This is a genomic window from Allohahella sp. A8, assembly GCF_047946665.1.
In the GTDB taxonomy this organism is placed as follows: domain Bacteria; phylum Pseudomonadota; class Gammaproteobacteria; order Pseudomonadales; family Oleiphilaceae; genus Allohahella.
In genome coordinates this window covers 2,121,699-2,141,406 of record NZ_CP172312.1, presented here as the reverse complement: position 1 = coordinate 2,141,406, position 19,708 = coordinate 2,121,699, and the positions used below count along the sequence as shown (strand labels likewise).

Genomic DNA, 19,708 nt, shown 5'->3' with positions numbered 1-19,708 from the left:
ACGCTTGTATTGATTCTGCCGTTCCCAGCCCGTATTATCCGCGCTTCAATGTGAAGGTACTACCATATTGCATGAGCGCCCGTAGCTCAGTCGGATAGAGCAACGGCCTTCTAAGCCGTGGGTCAGAGGTTCGAATCCTCTCGGGCGCGCCACTCAATCGGGGTTTCGTTGCATTGAATGACAACAAATGTTTGACATCACGGCAGGGCATTATTAATATCTCGGCCCTGAATATTGCTCGAATCAAGTTGAAGTAGCTCCACACGGCAGATCTGTTGTGACAGAGTGAGATAAACGAAAGTCGAGTAAAAAAGGTTCGGCACCCTTGGCAAAAGGGGTTGTAGTCTGCAAGGCCGTCAAGGCTGGAAGGCGCAGCATGCTGGAGATGGTGGGCGTAGCTCAGCTGGTAGAGCTCAGGATTGTGATTCCTGCGGTCGAGGGTTCGAAACCCTTCGTCCACCCCAATTCGATTGCGAATTGACGACATGCGAAAGTGGCGGAACTGGTAGACGCGCTGGATTTAGGTTCCAGTGCCGCGAGGCGTGAGAGTTCGAGTCTCTCCTTTCGCACCAATGTCGGAGTGCAATCGCCGCAATACCCGGCGAGTTATTTGCCAGATAATTGCCAGACCGAATTTTGTCAGACATGTGCTTGTCTGAAGCGTCATCGATACTGATGGCGTGCTGAACAGTTACCGTACTAACTACCGCAAACGGGGATTTCCCCGATATCCGATCATATTGCTACAACAACGCGCCTGGCGAGCTGTCCGAAGCCAATCAGTACTGACCAGGCTTAGAGGACATTCATGCAGATCTCAGTAGAATCAACTTCCCCAATCGAACGCCGCATGACCATCGACGTGCCCTCGGCCACTGTCGAGTCTGAAGTCAACAAGCGACTCCAGAAAGCCGCCGGATCAGCTAAAATCAATGGCTTCCGTCCTGGCAAGGTGCCTATGTCCGTGATCAAGGGACGTTTTGAGCCGTCTGTGAGACAGGAAGTGGTCGGCGAAGTCATGCGCGACTCTTATATTGCTGCGCTGCAGAAAGAGTCCATCAATCCTGCTGGTCATCCAAAGTTTGAACCCCTGAACCTGAAGTCCGGAGAAGACCTCAAGTTCGTGGCTGTGTTCGAAGTGTATCCGGAAATCGAGATCAAGAACCTCGACAAGATTTCGCTACAGCGTGAAACCACAGAAGTGTCTGATGCCGACATCGACACCATGATCGAGACACTGCGCAAGCAGAGCGCGAATTGGGAAACCAAAAAGGGCCCTGCCGAAGACGGTGACCGTGTAATCATCGACTACAAAGGCATAGTCGACGGCGAAGCTTTTGAAGGCGGTACAGCCGAGAAGCAGGAGATCATCATAGGCGCCAAGCGCATGATTCCTGGTTTTGAGGAAGGTCTCATTGGCCTGTCGGAAGGCGATGAGAAAACACTGGAGCTCCAGTTCCCCGAGGCCTATCACGCTGAAAACCTTAAAGGCAAAGCTGCCCAGTTCGAAGTAAAGGTACACACGGTTGAATCGCAGCAGCTGGCTGAAGTCAACGACGAATTCTTTGCGCAGTACGGCGTTTCCGAAGGTGGGGAAGAAGCTTTCCGTGCCGAGGTCAAGCGCAACATGCAGCGCGAAGGCGATCAGGCGATCGAAAACAGATTGAAGAACAGTATTGTTCATCAGCTGATTGAACATAACGAGTTTGCGGTGCCGAGCGCTCTGGTCAACCAGGAGATCGATCGCCTGCGTGAAGATGCCGTACAGCGCTTCGGTGGTGGCGGGCAGATCCAGGCCAGTCAACTGCCGGCCGAGCTATTCAAAGATCAGGCAGAGAAGCGTGTGAAGACTGGTCTTATCTTCGCCCAGATCGTCAAGGATCAGGGTATCAAGGCTAGCGACGATCTGGTTGATGAGAAGATTACAAATATGGCTGCCTCTTATCAGGAGCCAGAAGAGTTCATCAAGTACTACAAGTCGAATGCAGAGCAGCGTGCTCAGGTCGAATCTGTGGTGATGGAAGATCTCGTGGTGAAACACATCATGGATAACGCCAAGGTAGAAGATGCCCAGGTGAGCTATCAGGAAGCGATCCGCAAGGATGAGCCTGCACGTGGCAAGGCCGATGAGTCGGCTGATAGCCCGACTGAAGCCGCTTCAGAAGATTAAGCTTCCGTTACGGCTGGGGGTAAACCATTCGGTCTGCTCCCGGCTGTCAGGCGTCTCGCCGGCCCGTTTCAGGGCATCTAGTGTATTATAGTTATGCTTCTCTACAGGGCCTGACGGCCCTGACTTTGATTGCGCTTCGTGGCATTTTTATCTAGTCTTTGAAAAAGCCGTATCGGCCAACGCCGACGTATCTTAAATCGTCGAACTAGCTGACTCCGCTTTCACCTTCAATCGGAACCTGTTGAATGACTATGTCAGATCCAATGAACGCCCTCGTACCTATCGTTGTTGAGCAAAGTGCTCGTGGTGAGCGTTCGTACGATATCTTTTCAAGACTCCTGAAAGAGAGAATCATCTTTCTTGTCGGTCAGGTTGAAGACCACATGGCAAATCTTATCGTGGCCCAACTACTTTTTCTCGAAAGTGAAAATCCGGACAAGGATATTCACCTGTATATCAATTCTCCAGGCGGCGTCGTCACCGCGGGTATGTCAATTTACGACACCATGCAGTTCATCAAGCCCGATGTGTCGACCATGTGCATGGGTCAGGCGGCCAGTATGGGAGCATTTCTTCTGGCTGGTGGTGCCAAAGGTAAGCGTTTCGCACTGCCGAACTCCAGAATGATGATTCACCAGCCGCTTGGTGGCTTTCAGGGGCAGGCCTCTGATATTGAAATCCATACTAAGGAAATCCTGAGTCTACGGGATAAGTTGAATGGTATTCTTGCTAAGCATACGGGCCAGAGTATTGAGCAAATTGCCAAAGATACCGACCGTGACCGCTTTATGAGTGCCGACGCTGCGGTAGAATATGGCTTGATCGACCAGGTTCTGGATGAGCGCAGTCAGCCCGTCTGAGCGAAATGGGAAGCGGTTTGGTAGTAGGCCGCGCATGAATGGTGTTCGTCCTGCCGGCCAGTAGCCGGCAGATCGTCGGGCGGGCGCGGATTCGGTGTTTATGAGGTGATATGATGGCTGATGACAAAAACGGCAAAGGCGAAGATAGCGGCAAGCTGCTGTATTGCTCCTTCTGCGGTAAAAGCCAGCACGAGGTTCGCAAGCTGATTGCGGGACCTTCAGTTTTTATATGTGATGAATGTGTCGACCTGTGTAACGACATCATCCGTGAAGAGATTCAGGAATCCGGCTCGCAGGACGATTCAGATCGTCTGCCTACGCCGAAGGAAATCAAGGAGACGCTCGATGAGTATGTCATCGGGCAGCAGCGTGCGAAACTCGCGCTGGCGGTCGCTGTATACAATCATTACAAGCGTCTGAAGTACGAAGACAAGAAGGGCGAGGTAGAGCTGGGTAAGAGTAATATTCTGCTCATCGGCCCGACTGGTAGCGGTAAGACCCTGCTTGCAGAGACTCTTGCTCGTCTTCTCAACGTCCCATTCACCATAGCAGATGCGACCACCCTTACTGAGGCTGGTTATGTTGGTGAAGACGTTGAAAATATCATTCAGAAACTTCTGCAGAAATGTGATTACGACGTCGAGAAGGCGCAGCGTGGTATTGTCTATATCGACGAAATCGACAAGATTTCGCGAAAGTCAGACAATCCATCCATCACCCGTGATGTGTCTGGTGAAGGTGTCCAGCAGGCCCTGCTCAAGTTGATCGAAGGTACTGTTGCCAGCGTTCCGCCTCAGGGTGGCCGAAAGCATCCGCAGCAGGAGTTTCTGCAGGTGGATACTTCGAATATCCTCTTCATCTGTGGCGGCGCATTTGCGGGCCTGGATCGCATCATCAGTGATCGATCGGAAAAGAGCAGTATTGGCTTTAGTGCAGTGGTCAAGAGCAAGTCTGATTCCAAGGCCGTGGGTGCGCTCCTGAAGGATGTCGAGACTGAGGATCTGGTGAAATTCGGTCTAATCCCCGAATTCGTCGGTCGATTGCCGGTAATTGCCACGCTGACTGAACTTGATGAAGAAGCCCTGGTGCAGATTCTGACTGAGCCTAAGAATGCGCTCACCAAGCAGTATGCGAAGTTGTTTGAAATGGAGGGCGTCGATATCGACTTCCGTGACGACGCGCTTCGAGCAGTGGCTCGCAAGGCCATGGATCGCAAGACCGGTGCTCGAGGACTTCGCTCTATTCTGGAAGGTGTATTAATGCATACCATGTATGACATACCGTCGCAGAAAGATGTCTGCAAGGTCGTTGTCGACAATGGTGTGATATCTGGTGAGTCAGATCCGATTCTGATTTACAAGAACTCCGAACAGAAAGCCGCGTCCGCAGAGGACTGAGTCGGTCTGCCTGCTCAGTACCATCTCTAACCATCGAGCGCCCTCCCGGCGCTCGATGCGTTTCTGGCCTGCGCCAGGCTCCCGGATCGAGATCCGACTGGCGGCCTTTAACTTGTAATTCACTTTTACGCCCCCAGATAACCATCATATTCTCTTCAGATTAAGCCTGAGTCGTAGTGCTGAACCTCGTTTGGTTCTGGTGTAGTCTACAAGGGCCAATTCTCTCAAGTCAGTTCGAGGTTATTTATGAGTGATTCTGCGTCAGTGGTCAGCATGTCGGTTCTGCCATTGAGAGATGTCGTTGTCTTCCCCCAGATGGTGGTGCCTCTCTTCGTTGGTAGAGACAAGTCTATAGTTGCGCTCAAGGCGGCAACGGAAACCAGCAAGGAAATCATGCTGGTCGCACAGAAAAACCCTGCAGACGAAAATCCTGGCCGTAAAGGTCTGCATTCGATCGGCACAGTAGCCACCATCCTGCAAATGCTGAAACTGCCAGATGGCACAGTCAAGGTGCTGGTCGAGGGTAGTAATCGCGCAGAGCTCGTTCATTTTGATCAGGACGACTACACCGCCGCGACAGTCAGGCAATTCGCTCCGGATGTTGCCAGAGGCGATCTGAGCGAGCTGCTGGATGTCATGAGTGGAAAGTTCGAGGAGTACGTCAAGCTTAGCAAGAAGATCCCCCAGGAACTTGCGGATTCCCTGAAGACGATTGATGAGCCATCCCGATTGGTTGACACCATTTCCGCGCATCTGGAACTGAAGCTCGAGTCGAAGCAGGACCTCCTGGAGACGCGTCAGCTCTCAGCCCGTATCGAAAAATTGATCCAGTATCTGTCTGGCGAAGTCGATCTTATCCAGGTCGATCGCCGGGTACGCGGTCGCGTCAAGAAGCAGATGGAAAAGAGTCAACGTGAGTACTATCTGAACGAGCAGATGAAGGCTATTCAGAAGGAGATCGGTGACCTCAATGAGGCGGGTAATGAGTTCGATGATATCGAAGAGCGGATACGTGCGGCGGGCATGCCGGAAGAGGCGCTTAAAAAGGCAACTGCGGAGCTTGGCAAGCTGAGAATGATGTCACCGATGTCTGCTGAGGCCAACGTGGTCCGCAGCTATATAGACTGGCTGACGCAGGTGCCGTGGAAGAAGCGCACGCGGGTCAAGCATGATATTGCCCGCGCTACAGAAGTGCTCAATGACGATCATTACGGTCTTGATGAGGTCAAGGAACGGATACTCGAGTATCTCGCCGTTCAAAGCCGCGTGCGTCAACTCAAGGGGCCTGTACTGTGCCTGGTGGGCCCCCCTGGTGTCGGCAAAACTTCCCTGGGGCAGTCCATTGCTGAGGCCACCAATAGAAAGTTCGTCAGAATGGCGCTTGGTGGTGTTCGTGACGAAGCCGAAATCCGTGGTCACAGACGCACGTACATTGGTTCCTTGCCTGGAAAACTGATACAGAAGATGGCGAAGGCCGGCTCACGCAACCCGCTCTTCCTGCTTGATGAAGTTGATAAGATGGGCATGGACCAGCGTGGCGATCCTGCGTCGGCCTTACTGGAGGTGCTCGACCCGGAGCAGAACCATACTTTCAATGACCATTATCTCGAGGTCGATTTCGATCTTTCGGAAGTGTTGTTCATCTGTACGTCGAACACGCTGAATATTCCGTCAGCCCTCCTGGATCGTATGGAAATCATCCGCATACCGGGCTACACCGAAGATGAAAAGGTCAAGATCGCGCAACGCTATCTCTTGCCGAAACAGATGAAGAATAACGGCCTGGCAAATGATGAGCTCACCGTTGAAGAGGAGGCGATTCGTGAAGTCATTCGCTACTACACGCGGGAAGCGGGTGTGCGCGGGCTGGAGCGCGAGCTCGCCAAGCTTTGCCGTAAGGTGGTCATGAAGCAGATCCAGGCCGAAGCTGGCGGTAAGAAGTCGACCAAGAGCGTTCCAGGCAAAGCCGCTAAGCCGAAGAGTGCTGGCAAGAAGCGCAAGCCTATTACGGTGGCTGGTGGAAAGCTGGGCGACTACCTCGGCGTACAGAAGTTCAACTACGGCAGGGCAGCCTCTGAGAACCGCATAGGGCAGGTCACTGGCCTGGCGTGGACTTCGGTGGGTGGCGAGCTTCTGAGCATTGAGTGCAGCGCCGTGAAGGGCAAGGGCAAGGTCATCAAGACCGGTTCGTTGGGCGATGTGATGCAGGAATCGATTCAGGCAGCGCTTACCGTGGTTCGTGGACGCAGCCAGTTATTGGGAATCGCCGACGATTTTCATGAAAAGTTCGACATTCATGTCCATGTGCCTGAAGGCGCCACACCCAAGGATGGACCAAGTGCCGGCATCGCGATGTGCACCGCGCTAGTGTCCAGTCTCAAGAGCATTCCGGTTAATGCGAATGTCGCCATGACCGGCGAAATCACGCTTCGCGGCGAGGTGCTCGCGATAGGTGGACTCAAGGAAAAATTGCTTGCAGCACACCGCGGTGGTATTACCAAAGTCGTTATCCCACACGATAACGTCAAGGATCTCAAGGAGATACCGGACAATATCAAGGATGAGCTGGAAATCATTCCGGCGCGCTGGATCGATGAAGTGCTCGCGATTGCGCTTGAAAGCACGCCGTTCACCAAGGCGTCTGCCGAGTCTGCCAGCGAGGACGGTGTCGCAAAAGTAGATGCCGAGAAGCCCGACAAGAAGAAGGATGATGAGGGTGATACCGACCATCGGGCTCACCATTAATCGTCTGCGGACCGTGTGAATCTGGCCTGGCGCCCGGGAAAAAAGGGCGTTGGGTCGGTGAAATCGGTTGACCCTATTTTGGCGAGTTGGTATAACTTGCGCTCTGTGAAGCGTTGTGTATCAAGGGCTTCAGACCGATGTCGGTTTGTAGGCGCTTCGTCAAGACACTTCCGGCTTTGCCCATTGCCAGCTAAATTTTAACAATTCTAACCTTCAGTTCTAAGACAAGGGGTTCTTTGTGAATAAATCCGAACTTATTGATGCCGTCGCCGAATCTGCCGATCTCTCCAAGGCAGCCGCCGGCAGAGCATTGGACGCAATTCTGGATTCTGTGACAGATACACTCGCCAAGGGCGATCAGGTAACGCTGATCGGTTTTGGAACATTTGCCGTCAAGGAAAGATCAGCGCGTACAGGCCGCAATCCGCAGACAGGCAAGGCTATCGACATTGCTGCATCAAAGGTGCCTTCATTCAAGCCCGGCAAGGCGCTGAAGGATGCTGTGAACTAAGCATATCTACTGCGGAAGAAGGCGTGTCATAGCGCCTTTTTTTTTGTCTGGCAACTGTGCTGCTGACCAGTGCCAGGTTCTGCGCTACACTCGTCCACCCTTCGTTAAGCTACCGTACCCTTTATGCTACAGAATATTCGCGATAACGCCCAAGGCACCGTTGCCAAGATCATCGTTGGCCTCATCATCGTCACCTTCGCACTTTTCGGTGTCGAATCGATTATCGGCAGTATAAGCGGGGAGCCTGAAGTGGCTGTGGTCAACGGTGACCCCATCACCGACACCGAATTCCAGAGAGCGGTCGAGCTCAGAACCCGACAGCTCTACAATCAGATGGGTGAGGGCTTCAATCCCTCGCTGATCGATGAAAACGCGCTGCGTCGCAGTGTGCTCGAAGATGAAATAACCAAGCGTGTCCGACTGCAAGCTGCCGAAGATCTGGGGCTGACTGTTTCGGATCAGGTAATCAACCAGTTCATCCTTACCTGGCCACAGGCTCAGGTTGACGGCAAATTCAATCAGGACCGTTTCCTCTCGGTTGTCAGTAGCATCGGTCTGTCGCCTACGGCATTCCGGGAAGAGTTGAGAAAGGATCTCATGCTCAATCAGCTGTCGAACGGTCTTAGCCAGACAGCTGTCGTCACTCAGGCCGAGCTCGATAATATTCTTCGCATCGACAGAGAGCAGCGATCGTTCGCTTACGCCCGCCTCAATGCTGCAGCGCTGTCCGATGACGTTACCGTCACTGAAGAAGATGTCGAGGAATACTACGAGGCCAATCAGTCCGACTATGCGCTACCGGAGCGTGTAAAGCTCAATTATGTGCGTCTGGACCATGATTCCGTCGCGGCTGGCATCGAGCCTGCCGAGGGGGAACTGAAGTCGCTGTATGAAGAAGAGAAGGCCACCTTTGCAGCTAGCGAGGAGCGACGTGTTCGCCACATCCTGCTAGAGGTCAACGGCGATCGTGATGAGAAGGAAGCGCTTGCAGCAGCAGCTGAGCTTGTGGAGCAGCTTCGAGGCGGCGCTGATTTTGCTGCACTGGCAGCAGAGCGGTCGGATGACCTTGGTACGAAGGACGAAGGTGGCAGTCTCGGCTTGATCGCGAAGGGCACCCTGCCAGAGCTGGACGAGACGATTTTCTCTCTGGAGGAAGGTGCGATCAGTGATCCGGTGGTATCTGACTACGGTGTTCATGTCGTCAAGGTCGATGCCATCGAAAAGGCCGACGTGCCCACCTTCGACGAAGCGAAGCCGAGGTTGCTCGATTCACTTCGCAAGCGTCAGGCAGAGAGCCGTCTTCTGGAGCAAAGCGAAAAGCTGGCAGACCTGAGCTATAGCGCTGGCGACCTCAAGGGCCCTGCGGAAGAGCTGGGGCTGGAGGTGCTGCAGACACCTCTCATTGATCGCAAGGGCAAAGTCTATCCTGAATCAGGCTCGTCGAAGCAGCTGGACGAGTTCGAGAGGCGTCTCGTTCGTAATCCGACCGTCCGGGCTCAGGCCTTCTCAGACGATGTTCTCAAAGATGGTAACAACAGTGAGCTGATAGAGGTCGATGACGAGAATAGTGTCGTGCTGCGAGTGTCCGATAGGCAGGACGCCTCAGTGCAACCATTGTCCGAAGTTTCAGCGGCTATTCGCAAGAAACTCACCAGAGAGAAGGCGCTCAAACAGCTCGAGGCGCGGGTTGAGAAAGAACTTGAGTCATTCCATGCAGCCAGTTCATCTGACGCTTCGGCTTTGCCGGATATAGAAGGCGCTGAGTGGACAGAGGTCGAGAACAGCCCCAGGCAAAATACTCAGCATGCCGATGCTGCTCGTCTTGCGTTCACCATGCAGAGGCCTGCTGATGGCGAAGGTGCTGCTGCAATGCCTGTGCAGACCTTCACCGAAGGCAATGCCATATTTGTCATTGCGCTCAAGGGCGTAAGTCACCCTGAAGAGACGCTCTCAGCTGCTGAACGCGGTACGCTCAAAGCGCTGCTGCAAAACAGGATCGCGCAGCAGGAGCTCGGTCTGTATTTCGAGCGTCTTCGGGAGACGGCAGAAGTCGAAAAACCCTAGCAGCGCAGGCCGCTGCGGGGGCAGTTTGCTAACTGGTTATCTTTAAACAAAGTGATAATCGGGTACTGTTGCCAAAGTTTTGTGTAAGCAAATGTTATCGGTATCAGCGGGTCGTGGAGCCATCTCTACGCCGCTGCAACCGATCATCGAAAACCATACCGCCCGGCGCAGAGTTATGTTTCTGATACTCACAGGTTCGATACTGGCGTTCAAGACGGTGGATGAGTTTGTACTCTCCCCGCCCTACGAAGACGGCCAGTATGTGCATCAATACGGCATCAACGTGAGTAACGCCGACTTGGCCTTCGTTCGCTATAACTACGAAGTTGAGCCGGCGAAGGTCCAAAAGTTCCGCAATATCACCAAGCAGGCCTACGACTACAGTTGCGGGTCGGCTGCCTTGACCACCGTTCTCGAGCATTATCTCGGCCGTACCTTTGAGGAACGGCAAATCATGGAAGGTCTGCTGCACTACGGGGATGCAGATCGCATTGTCGAGCGCCGTGGCTTTTCAATGCTCGACTTCAAGCGTCTGGTTACAGCCCTGGGCTATCCATCAGGTGGTTTCAAGGCTGAAATGGAAGATCTCAAGGCGCTGGATCATCCGGCCATCGTTCCGATCGAATACGGTGGTTTCAAACACTTCGTCGTGGTCAGAGCTGTCAGAAACGGCCGTGTCTTCATCGCAGATCCTTCGCTGGGCAACATGACCTTCACCGAGGAGCTGTTCAAGGAACATTGGGACCAGAACGTGCTTTTCATCGTGTTTCCGGGGACAGCAAAGCCTATCGATGGGCTGGAGCTGAGGGAGGAAGATATGCGCTTCATTGATGAGCAGACATTTACGCTGAACGCCTATCGCCACTTTCCGGAGTTCCACGAGGCGACCGAGTTCAAGTTACAGAATGCTTTCGAGCGAGCTAAGAATAAACCCGACGGAACGGTTGAAAATACTAATAAGTTTCTACACTTCAAACGCAATTAAGCGCTGGCTGGTGCGGTTCATTCCGGGGGACACCAGTCTGCAGTGCAGAGAAACAATAACTAGAAAGGAATTTAAATGAGACACTGGGTAGTACGTCTTGGCGTTGTGACGACTATGATCGTAGGTAGTCAGCACCTGCAGGCCGAGGAGGAGTCTTCTTCGGTAGACAAAGCTCGTGAAGCCTTGACTCAGGGTGAAGGGGATACGGATTCTGCACAGCAGCTGGAAGAAGTTTTTCAGGCTGCCGAGAAAAATTACTCGCTCTTGAAGAAGGGCAAGAAGTCACTGACCTATGCCTTTGACTACAGCTATTTTGGCGATCAGCGCCTCGACATTGACATCGTCAACGGCACTCCCCGTAACTTCGACGTCGTGCCTTCGGCCCAGCACACATTCACCAATAGCTTCAGCATCGACTTTGGCTTGCTGGATAACCTGACCCTTTCGGCCCGGATTCCACTCGTAGCAAAATACGATACCCAGGAAGAGCGCGCTAACACGGACTGGGGCGACGTCACACTGACCGCCCGATGGCAGCCCTTCGCCTATGTGCCGGGTGAAGCGTCCTATACCCTGTTTGGTGGCTTCAAGACGAAGACGGGCACCAGCCCCTATGAGATCGACCTGAACCGTCAGATCTCGACGGGCAGCGGTTATTACAGCTTCAGCGGCGGCGCTAGCTGGTCCAAGGTGCTGGATCCGGTTGTTGTTTTCAGCAGCCTGTCGTTAAGCTACGGGGTGAATCAAACCGATCTCAATCAGGTGCGGGGCAGTCTTATTCTGCGTGAAGTCGAACCAGCTAACTCACTGTCGCTTTCCACCGGCTTCTCCTACGCGCTTTCATACGATGTCTCTCTGAGCGTCTCGTCACAGCTGTCTTACTCAGATGAGACCAGACTTAAGCTATCAGGCACTGGCGGCGCTGAGGCGACCATCACTGCCGAGGATCAGGTCAGTGGCCTGATGAGCTTTGCCCTTGGTATTCGTGTCTCTGAGACGAAGATCATCAACACGAGCGTTGGCTTCGGTCTCACAGAAGAATCACCGGACGTGCTGTTGGGTGTTTCAGTACCCATCAACATCGACGGCTTGAAAGACGCTGAATAAGCCGGGGCTCATGCTATGAAACCTATAATCGCCGGTCGGCCAGCGAAATATCCCGCTCGCATCAGAGAAAAGGGCTTCAGCGAACGCTTGGCTTATCCACTGCTTGCGCTGGCGCTCTCTACGCCAACGGCACAGGCCCAGCTTGCGACCAACCTGGTCACTTCGCCCAAAGCCTTGGCGCTTGGCAATGCCGTGACGGCAGACACGCCCGGAATCGCGGCCATTCATTTCAATCCCGCTGGTCTGACCCAACTTGAAGGGCGCAATCTCAATGTTACGCTCTTGAACGTCAGAGCGAGTATCCAGACAAAGTTCGATGCACCGCCGGGATACAACATCTTCGGCATCGACGGCGTGGAAAACGACCCGATCCTGTCTAAAAGTGGCAACGGTCGAACGATTACGCTGGCAGCCTATTTGCCAGGCTTCGGTATCATCCGCCTGCCTAAAGGGCCTGGTGTGCTCCCTTCAACGGGGTTTTCGTACAATCCCCCGGGCTCGAAATTCACCTTCGGCAACATGACCTACGCACCTGATCTCGTCGGCTATTACCGTTCGCACAATGATCCTGGTCGCTATCTTGCCAAGACAGCCGTGCTTCAGCGCTTTACCTACCTGTCACCGACCGTAGCCTACGAGATCGATGATCACTGGTCCGTTGGCCTGGGCATTCATTTCTCGCAGCAGGCCATCGGTATCGATACCTTCGCACGTGCACCCAACCTGCTGGTCGGTGTAGCGGAGGAACTGCAGACAGCCTTCAACTGTGAAACCGGTAACGAACCGCTCGCACCCTTTCTCGGACTATGCGGCGGTGATATCGGACCGTGGGATGACATCGGTGGTATCACCATTGAAACCCAGGAAACGCTGTCACCCAAATATGTCCTTGGTCTGACGTGGACGCCAACTGACTGGTTCAGCTGGGGGGCAAGTTATACCAGTGAAGCCAAAATGAAGCTCAAGGGTCAATTCGAGGTCCAGTATACCGAAGATTGGCAGGCTTTCTGGCAGCGCTTTACAGGCTCGCTATTCGGCGCAATAGGCGGGGCCATCTTCGGCCTGCCAAGCGGCGTTCCCAAGGAGTCCGGCAACGTCTCAATGGACTTCACGCATCCAGCGCATTTCCAGACAGGCATCAGCGTCAAGCTCAATCACGCCTTTACTGTAAACGCAGACCTGGGCTGGACCGACTATAGCTCGTGGGATGCCTTCGACTTCACATTTGACCGGCCGCTCGAATTTCTGGGTGCCGCACGCCTGCTGTCGCCGAATGCCACGGAAACGACGCTGACGCTGCCACTTGAGTATCAGGACGTCTGGAACCTCGCTTTAGGGGTGGAATTTCATGCGACCAGTCGTCTGGATCTACGGGCAGGTGTCGAATTCCGTGACTCCCCAATTCCGAGAAACAGACGAGATACCGCAAACCCTTTGGGTGACGCGACAATGTATGGGCTCGGACTGGGCTACAAGTGGGATCGGGACTCGGACGTTGACGTGGCGATTGGCTATCTGCGCTCAGCTGTCAGCATTCCCGCCAACTCGAGCTTGAACGTCAACTCGACAGCCATCAACAATATTATTCTGAACCCGTATGCGGGCCTGGACGTGAGAACGACAACAAAGATTGTGCAGGCGGCCATCTCGTTCACCACGAAATTCTAGAGCTGGACCAGACAACTGTATGGCACTCTCGTTGATTACTGACTGCTCTCAACGGTCAATCGTACTAGGCCTTGGGCTGCTTTTCCTCGGATTTGCCTATCCGATCAGTGCTGAACGCTACGAGACCATTACACGTGAAGATGGCAGCGTGGAAGTGCGACGTGTCGAGTCGACATCAGCTTCAGGTGATGCAGAGGAAGAGCTGGGTCTGCAGGAGGCTGATGCAGGTGATGACCATGCAGGTCCTGCTGCGCCGAGTGCCGATGCGCAGGACCCAGCAGCCAAAAACGGCGTGTCGCTCGAAGCTGAAGTTCGCGAAGCTGAAGCTGAAGCGGCAGCCGGTGCCGAGGCAAATGGCGGGCGGTTCGAGCCGGATGAAAGTTATATCGATGCGGCTGAACTGGAGAAATCCGGCTTTCAGCGCGACGGCCGGCAGAAGTTCTACACCTATATCGATGAGTCAGGCCAGTTTCATAGTCGGCCCTATCAGGACGTAGGGCAGACGCAGAAGCCCGAGGCTAGCCTGCCTGATGGCCAGCAGATTCTTGCGGAGGAGCAGTGGCTGTCGGGGAGGCCTGTGCCGGAGGGAGCAGACGCTGAAGCAAGCAGAATTTTGGGGCTGAACCAGGCTCAGGAGACGCGTGACATTGACCGTCTGGCCAACAGTTGTTGTGCCGAGCTGCTGGACTACATGCGCAAGCTTGAGTACCCGGTAGATGAGCTCGATGGTGAGGATGGCATCGTCCTCAACATCGCCGCGGACGAGGCCGACTATGGCTTTGGAACGGGACGTAGCCTGTTCCGGGTAGTCAGCCTCGATGAACTGGAGCGCACCAGACGCGTCCGTCTTCGCTCCTTCGTCAACGCCAACAAGTCAGATCTTTACTATCCGGCGGTCCTGACGCTCGACAAGGACTGGAAGCCGGTTCGCCTGTTCAACGACATCGTTTACAGCTACGAAGCAGAGTCCTGGTTTCGGCGCGCCTATCTGGAGGGATTTCTCGAATTGGATCCCGAACGCGAGGCCTATGCCGTGATTTTGTCTCGCCAGCGGGATCAGTCGCGCAAGAGTGTGGTATATCCCGACGAATATGGCCCCGATGTATTGAACCATGTGCGCCACGGGACCGTTCAGCTCAGTCTTGTCGGTGTTCCCTGACCACCTCCCGGTGCGTCGAAGAAGAAGCAGTCACATGCCTCCCAAAGGCATTCCAGAAGTTGCCCAGCAGCGCCTGCACGTCGCCCGATGAGGTCGTGAACAGGTTGTCGAGGTCCAGGTAGTATTGCGCCAGCGGTTCGGCAGTAGCCTGCATATGCTCGATGCAGTCGACCTGGCTCATGGGCGTCGGAGCCAAATCTTCACTTGCCAGGTCTCTGTCGTCGAGGTCTGAAGCACTGGGTCTGTTGTAGCCGATGTGGAGTGTGTGTATGAGTATCCGTGCGTCCCGCTGACGCAGACTGTACAGTGAGTGAAATATCAGAAAGTGCAGTTGAAAGAGGCCAAGCGGCGAACGAAGACCAGCTGAGTCGATGAGGGCATAGGGTGGGCTGGAAAGCGTCTGGATCAACTGCTGCTCGGTAGTGGGTCCGCGATTCGTGCGCAGTAGCTCGTCGATTGCCAGTTGCAGCGCTTCGATCCGCTGAGACAACGCTGCTCTCATTGACACCATATCGTCGGTTCGACACGGCAATGTTGGCGCCGATCTTGAATCCTCATCACAGTGAAGCGGATTTTGCTGTAATAGCGACTTTCCCATTCGATAAACCACTTGTCAGGAGAAGGCAGTCTGATCATGAAGCTCCGGCCGAATTGGACCAAAACCATACGATCTCGAATGCCTAGTCTAGGCCTTGTGTTGTCACTTTGCCTCCTTTTGGCCAGCCCGCATCTGATGGCGGCGCCGAAGTCGGACCTTTGGCCGTTCTGGGACAAATCCGACGAACAGTCGCAACATGAGATCGATCACGAGCGCTGGACCAGCATTCTCAATAGTCATTTGAGTCATGACGAACAGGGCAACGCGCTCGTGGATTATGCCGCGCTGAAAGCGGATGACGCCGGGCGCTTGCGCGCCTATATCGACGGTCTAACAGCCATCGACCCGAGAGCTCTAAACAGAGCTGAGCAAATGGCGTACTGGATAAATCTGTATAACGTCTTGACCGTTCAACTGGTCATCGACGCGTATCCTGTGGACAGCATCAAGAAGATCAAGGGCGGCTTCTTCAACACCGGCCCGTGGGATGAGAAAGTCACTACGGTCGCGGGCAAGAAGCTCACGCTCAACGATATCGAGCATCGAATCCTGCGACCGATCTGGCAGGACAAGCGCATTCACTATGCGGTGAACTGCGCGAGCATTGGTTGTCCGAACCTGGCTCCCAAGGCTTATTCGGCCGATGCACTCGAGCAACAGCTGGACGAGGCAGCGAAGACCTTCATCAATCAGAGTAAAGGTGTGGCGGTGCTGGGAGAAGGGCAGTTTCGGCTGTCTTCGATCTATGACTGGTATGCTGCGGACTTTGGCGCTGAGGCTGAGCTCTTCCAACACTTGCAGACTTATCACGCGAGCCAGCTGCTCGCCGGTGGCAATAAGCCTGAAGACATCGACTACGACTATGATTGGCGCTTGAACGATATCAGGCGCTGAGCAGACTGTGGCCGATTCGCCTCATGTAGTATCATAGACATTTTGCCGCTTCGAGGTTTACGCACGCCCATGTCAATCAATACAGATGCCGCTGGACGCCCGCTAGGGCCTACCGTCCAGTACACTGATGCCTTTGCAGCTGCAGCGGGCGGCCGCATCCCGTTACGGGCAGTGGATGAAGCCGACGATCAGCAACCGGGACTGCGGCCTGGTTCGGTCAATGCCAACAAGCTTGAGAAACGCATTCGTCGCAACGTCGGCAAGGCCATCGCTGATTTCAATATGATCGAAGCCGGTGACAGGATCATGGTGTGCCTCAGTGGCGGCAAGGACAGCTATGCCATGCTGGACATCTTAATGGCCCTGCAGCGAAGCGCGCCGGTCGAATTCTCCCTCTTGGCTGTCAATCTGGACCAGAAGCAGCCAGGATTTCCCGAGCACGTGCTGCCGGCGTATCTGGATAGGCTTGGAGTCGATTATCGTATTGTCGAACGTGACACCTATAGCATCGTCAAGGATCGCATCCCTGAAGGCAAAACCACCTGCGGTCTCTGTTCCAGGCTGCGCAGGGGTATTCTGTATAACTTTGCCCAGGAAAATGGCTGCAACAAGATTGCGTTGGGGCATCACCGTGACGATATACTCGAAACACTGTTCCTCAACATGTTCTTCGGCGCCAAGCTGAGTGCGATGCCGCCCAAACTGAAGAGTGATGATGGTCGCAATGTCGTCATTAGGCCGCTCGCCTATTGCGCGGAGAAGGATCTGAGCAAGTTTGCCGATCTGAAAGCCTTCCCGATCATTCCCTGTAACCTCTGCGGTAGTCAGGAAAATCTCCAGCGCCAGAATATCAAGGACATGTTGCAGGGTTGGGAGCGTGAAACGCCTGGAAGGCTGGACAACATGTTCGCTGCGTTGCAGAACATTGCACCTTCGCAGTTGTGCGATACGCAGCTGTTCGATTTCGCCTCACTACGCTCAGAAAGCCTGACCGGTAACGCGGCGTCCTGAGTCTCATCTCTATAAAAAAGGGCCCTTCGAGGGCCCTTGGTCTTACGGTCTGTCAGTTCTAAACTCGCGCATGTGTGCCGTGGCTGCGCTCGACGTGAATGCCTTTGTAGTCGGTCAGCGCGACGACAATCAGCAAGCCTACACCAGCGATGATGAAAAAGTTCCTCGCTGCCTCATCATCTGCAAAGCCAAACAGCCAGGGGAATACGATCCAGGCTGCAGCCATGAGGCCTTCCAATACACCGTGAACCGGGAACGGCAGAAGCTTGACCAGGCCGAGCGGATATTTCGTGATGATGGAAGTCAACAGATACACGACACCAATCACATAGGATAATGTCGCGGCGACTTCCACGAAGTTGAAGACGCTTGGTGCGATCAGAAATGCGATCGCGAGCAGATAATCGAGAACTCCATGAACTTTCGGATCTAATACTTTCATAACCATACTCTCCCTGAGGTTGAAGTGGTGTTCGCGCGGAATATCAGCATGTTGCGTGCCATTCTCAAGGTAAATTATGAATTCGGGGCCGTTTTCCTTGCCTGAGAGTATCTGCTCCCCGCTGGCCCCTTTGGAGGTTTACGCTTTTGCACGCTCGCGGTTCTCTGTCGAAGATGCGGAGCATTGTCGGTCGATGATGGCGCAAGCGAATCTCAAGCTGTAACAATTGTAAAATCGTAAATACAGTCCACCCTGGCGGCTGACAATAAGCCATTTTTACAAAGCGTCTCGCCCGATATTTGACACTGATGACGCTCGTAAATATTTGCTGTACCTTCAGGATCGAAGCGTTTTACCTGTACCGGAGGGCCAAGTGAGCGAGAAAATATCGGTTTCAGCCAATGATGTTCAGCAGATCAAGGCATCGGACCTCTTCGTTCAGGCGCTTGAGAAAGAAGGTGTATGCTTCATTCTCGGTGTGCCGGGCGAAGAAAACCTCGACCTGCTCGAGTCGATTCGAAAATCCAGTATCGAGCTGATTCTCGTTCGTCATGAGCAGGCAGCGGCTTTCATGGCTGCAACTTACGGGCGCTTGACCGGCCAGATAGGTGTCTGTCTTTCGACGCTTGGCCCGGGCGCGACTAACCTGGTTACCGGTGCGGCTTACGCCAAACTTGGCGCTATGCCGATGCTGATGATCACCGGGCAGAAGCCGGTGAAGAAATCCAAGCAGGGCCTGTTTCAGATCATCGACACAGTGGGCATGATGATGCCCCTGACCAAGTTCACGCATCAGTTGATCAACGCGAATAATATTCCGGCGCGTATCAGGGAGGCTTTTCGCCTGGCCGAAGACGAGCGACCTGGCCCGGTTCACCTGGAACTGCCGGAAGATATCGCCAAAGAGCTGCCGGACCGTGATGTACACATCTTCGAGCGCAGCTTTGTGCGGCGACCGTCGGCCAGTAGCGCCAGTATCGAAGAAGCCGTCAGACTCATCGCCGAAAGTCGCCATCCGCTGGTGCTCATCGGTGCTGGCGCCAACCGCAAGCGCGTCTCGGATGCGCTGCTGAGCTTCATCGAGTCCTCAGGTCTGTACTTCTTCGATACCCAGATGGGGAAGGGCGTGGTGGACGAACGTCACCAGCGCTTCCTTGGTACAGCCGCACTTTCCAGTGGAGACTACGTGCACTGCGCCATCGACTATGCCGATCTCATCATCAATGTGGGTCATGACGTCGTCGAGAAGCCACCTTTCTTCATGGAGCCGGGTGGCAAGAAAGTCATCCACATCAATTTCAGTCCTGCTGATGTCCACCGTGTATATTTTCCGCAGGTCGAGGTCGTCGGGGACATTGCGAATTCATTGCAGGATCTGGAGCGGAGTCTGGCGGCTGCACGTGTCAACCAGTCTCATGCTATCGAGCATGATCTGAGCTATTTCGAGAAGGTGAAGGTGGAGGTCGAGCGCCAGATCAGGGAGCGCTGCGACTCCGACGCCTTCCCGGTGCTGCCTCAGCGCCTGGTCGCCGATGTGCGCAAGGTCATACCGGACGAGGGTGTGATTGCGCTGGACAATGGCATGTACAAGATCTGGTTCGCAAGGAACTACAAGGCTCACAAGGCCAACACGGTTCTGCTGGACAACGCGCTCGCCAGTATGGGCGCCGGCCTGCCCAGCGCCATGATGGCGGCCTACCTCAATCCGACGACCCCTGTGCTCGCGATCTGCGGCGACGGCGGCTTCATGATGAATAGCCAGGAAATGGAGACCGCTGTGCGTCTGAAGCTCAATCTCGTGGTGCTCATCGTCAACGATTCAGCCTACGGCATGATCAAATGGAAGCAATCTCAGGAAGGCTTCGAAGATTTTGGCTTGAGCTTTGGTAACCCCGATTTCGTGAAGTATGCCGAAGCCTATGGCGCTGAAGGGCATAGAGTCGAAGCCGCGGCAGATATCGTGCCCTTGCTCGAGCACTGCTTCAAGGTGGGTGGCGTGCACATCCTCGACGTGCCAATCGACTACTCCGAGAACACCCGCGTGTTTACCAACGAGCTGTCCGAACGCATCTGTCTCCTCGCCTGATGCGCCACTAC

Annotated in this window: 15 protein-coding genes and 3 tRNA genes; 16 read left to right on the top strand and 2 right to left on the bottom strand. The window is 54.3% G+C overall.

Annotation, left to right across the window (positions count from 1 at the left end):
- The first annotated feature begins 75 nt into the window (after nucleotides 1-75).
- The 13 genes from ACH3PB_RS09535 (at nucleotide 76) to ACH3PB_RS09475 (ending at nucleotide 14,666) form a co-directional block, all read left to right on the top strand.
- Nucleotides 76-152, top strand: a tRNA-Arg gene (locus ACH3PB_RS09535).
- 236 nt (nucleotides 153-388) lie between these two features.
- Nucleotides 389-464: transfer RNA gene (locus ACH3PB_RS09530), tRNA-His, on the top strand.
- 23 nt (nucleotides 465-487) lie between these two features.
- Nucleotides 488-572 (top strand) — tRNA-Leu (locus ACH3PB_RS09525).
- Between the two features lie 236 nt (nucleotides 573-808).
- Nucleotides 809-2,170: a trigger factor gene (gene tig, locus ACH3PB_RS09520; RefSeq protein ID WP_416399242.1), complete on the top strand. Its 1,362-nt coding sequence runs from the start codon at nucleotides 809-811 to the stop codon at nucleotides 2,168-2,170.
- A 245-nt stretch (nucleotides 2,171-2,415) separates the two neighbouring features.
- On the top strand, nucleotides 2,416-3,030 hold the full coding sequence (clpP, locus tag ACH3PB_RS09515) for an ATP-dependent Clp endopeptidase proteolytic subunit ClpP (RefSeq protein ID WP_416399240.1): 615 nt from the start codon (nucleotides 2,416-2,418) through the stop codon (nucleotides 3,028-3,030).
- Nucleotides 3,031-3,143: 113 nt separating this feature from the next.
- Entirely contained in the window at nucleotides 3,144-4,427 is a 1,284-nt protein-coding gene (clpX, locus tag ACH3PB_RS09510) for an ATP-dependent Clp protease ATP-binding subunit ClpX (RefSeq protein ID WP_416399239.1), read from the top strand.
- A 273-nt stretch (nucleotides 4,428-4,700) separates the two neighbouring features.
- On the top strand, nucleotides 4,701-7,172 hold the full coding sequence (gene lon / locus ACH3PB_RS09505) for an endopeptidase La (protein WP_416399436.1): 2,472 nt from the start codon (nucleotides 4,701-4,703) through the stop codon (nucleotides 7,170-7,172).
- A 238-nt stretch (nucleotides 7,173-7,410) separates the two neighbouring features.
- Nucleotides 7,411-7,683 (top strand): HU family DNA-binding protein, encoded by a 273-nt coding sequence (locus ACH3PB_RS09500; protein ID WP_344803615.1) that lies wholly within the window; start codon nucleotides 7,411-7,413, stop codon nucleotides 7,681-7,683.
- Nucleotides 7,684-7,806: 123 nt separating this feature from the next.
- Nucleotides 7,807-9,747 (top strand): SurA N-terminal domain-containing protein, encoded by a 1,941-nt coding sequence (locus tag ACH3PB_RS09495; RefSeq protein WP_416399236.1) that lies wholly within the window; start codon nucleotides 7,807-7,809, stop codon nucleotides 9,745-9,747.
- A 175-nt stretch (nucleotides 9,748-9,922) separates the two neighbouring features.
- On the top strand, nucleotides 9,923-10,732 hold the full coding sequence (locus ACH3PB_RS09490; RefSeq protein ID WP_416399235.1) for a C39 family peptidase: 810 nt from the start codon (nucleotides 9,923-9,925) through the stop codon (nucleotides 10,730-10,732).
- 75 nt (nucleotides 10,733-10,807) lie between these two features.
- Nucleotides 10,808-11,839: a transporter gene (locus tag ACH3PB_RS09485; RefSeq protein WP_416399234.1), complete on the top strand. Its 1,032-nt coding sequence runs from the start codon at nucleotides 10,808-10,810 to the stop codon at nucleotides 11,837-11,839.
- 15 nt (nucleotides 11,840-11,854) lie between these two features.
- Nucleotides 11,855-13,507, top strand: a complete 1,653-nt coding sequence (locus ACH3PB_RS09480) for an outer membrane protein transport protein (protein WP_416399233.1) — start codon at nucleotides 11,855-11,857, stop codon at nucleotides 13,505-13,507.
- Nucleotides 13,508-13,526: 19 nt separating this feature from the next.
- Nucleotides 13,527-14,666, top strand: coding sequence for a MalM family protein (locus ACH3PB_RS09475; protein ID WP_416399231.1), 1,140 nt, complete (start codon nucleotides 13,527-13,529; stop codon nucleotides 14,664-14,666).
- Here the strand turns inward: ACH3PB_RS09475 and ACH3PB_RS09470 are convergent.
- On the bottom strand, nucleotides 14,644-15,156 hold the full coding sequence (locus tag ACH3PB_RS09470) for a DNA-J related domain-containing protein (RefSeq protein WP_416399230.1): 513 nt from the start codon (nucleotides 15,154-15,156) through the stop codon (nucleotides 14,644-14,646). The two genes, ACH3PB_RS09475 and ACH3PB_RS09470, sit on opposite strands and share 23 nt — an antisense overlap.
- Before the next feature lie 243 nt (nucleotides 15,157-15,399).
- Here ACH3PB_RS09470 and ACH3PB_RS09465 point away from each other — a divergent pair, with 243 nt between their 5' ends.
- Entirely contained in the window at nucleotides 15,400-16,158 is a 759-nt protein-coding gene (locus tag ACH3PB_RS09465) for a DUF547 domain-containing protein (protein WP_416399228.1), read from the top strand.
- A 69-nt stretch (nucleotides 16,159-16,227) separates the two neighbouring features.
- The gene (gene ttcA, locus ACH3PB_RS09460) at nucleotides 16,228-17,169 is read left to right on the top strand and encodes a tRNA 2-thiocytidine(32) synthetase TtcA (RefSeq protein ID WP_416399226.1); all 942 of its coding nucleotides are present in this window, start codon (nucleotides 16,228-16,230) and stop codon (nucleotides 17,167-17,169) included.
- A gap of 58 nt (nucleotides 17,170-17,227) precedes the next feature.
- Here ttcA and ACH3PB_RS09455 read toward each other — a convergent pair whose 3' ends face one another.
- A complete protein-coding gene (locus ACH3PB_RS09455) occupies nucleotides 17,228-17,611 on the bottom strand; it encodes a hypothetical protein (protein ID WP_416399225.1) in 384 nt (127 codons plus the stop codon).
- A gap of 373 nt (nucleotides 17,612-17,984) precedes the next feature.
- Here ACH3PB_RS09455 and ACH3PB_RS09450 point away from each other — a divergent pair, with 373 nt between their 5' ends.
- On the top strand, nucleotides 17,985-19,697 hold the full coding sequence (locus ACH3PB_RS09450; protein WP_416399222.1) for an acetolactate synthase large subunit: 1,713 nt from the start codon (nucleotides 17,985-17,987) through the stop codon (nucleotides 19,695-19,697).
- Nucleotides 19,698-19,708 lie beyond the last annotated feature (11 nt).

Bases quoted from the DNA above. Each gene is read 5' to 3' on its own strand.
- tig (WP_416399242.1), top strand. From the start codon at position 809: ATGCAGATCTCAGTAGAATCAACTTCCCCAATCGAACGCCGCATGACC.
- ttcA (WP_416399226.1), top strand. From the start codon at position 16,228: ATGTCAATCAATACAGATGCCGCTGGACGCCCGCTAGGGCCTACCGTC.
- clpX (WP_416399239.1), top strand. From the start codon at position 3,144: ATGGCTGATGACAAAAACGGCAAAGGCGAAGATAGCGGCAAGCTGCTG.
- ACH3PB_RS09465 (WP_416399228.1), top strand. From the start codon at position 15,400: ATGGCGGCGCCGAAGTCGGACCTTTGGCCGTTCTGGGACAAATCCGAC.
- ACH3PB_RS09490 (WP_416399235.1), top strand. From the start codon at position 9,923: ATGTTTCTGATACTCACAGGTTCGATACTGGCGTTCAAGACGGTGGAT.
- ACH3PB_RS09480 (WP_416399233.1), top strand. From the start codon at position 11,855: ATGAAACCTATAATCGCCGGTCGGCCAGCGAAATATCCCGCTCGCATC.
- ACH3PB_RS09495 (WP_416399236.1), top strand. From the start codon at position 7,807: ATGCTACAGAATATTCGCGATAACGCCCAAGGCACCGTTGCCAAGATC.
- clpP (WP_416399240.1), top strand. From the start codon at position 2,416: ATGACTATGTCAGATCCAATGAACGCCCTCGTACCTATCGTTGTTGAG.
- ACH3PB_RS09455 (WP_416399225.1), bottom strand. From the start codon at position 17,611: ATGAAAGTATTAGATCCGAAAGTTCATGGAGTTCTCGATTATCTGCTC.
- ACH3PB_RS09475 (WP_416399231.1), top strand. From the start codon at position 13,527: ATGGCACTCTCGTTGATTACTGACTGCTCTCAACGGTCAATCGTACTA.
- ACH3PB_RS09485 (WP_416399234.1), top strand. From the start codon at position 10,808: ATGAGACACTGGGTAGTACGTCTTGGCGTTGTGACGACTATGATCGTA.
- lon (WP_416399436.1), top strand. From the start codon at position 4,701: ATGTCGGTTCTGCCATTGAGAGATGTCGTTGTCTTCCCCCAGATGGTG.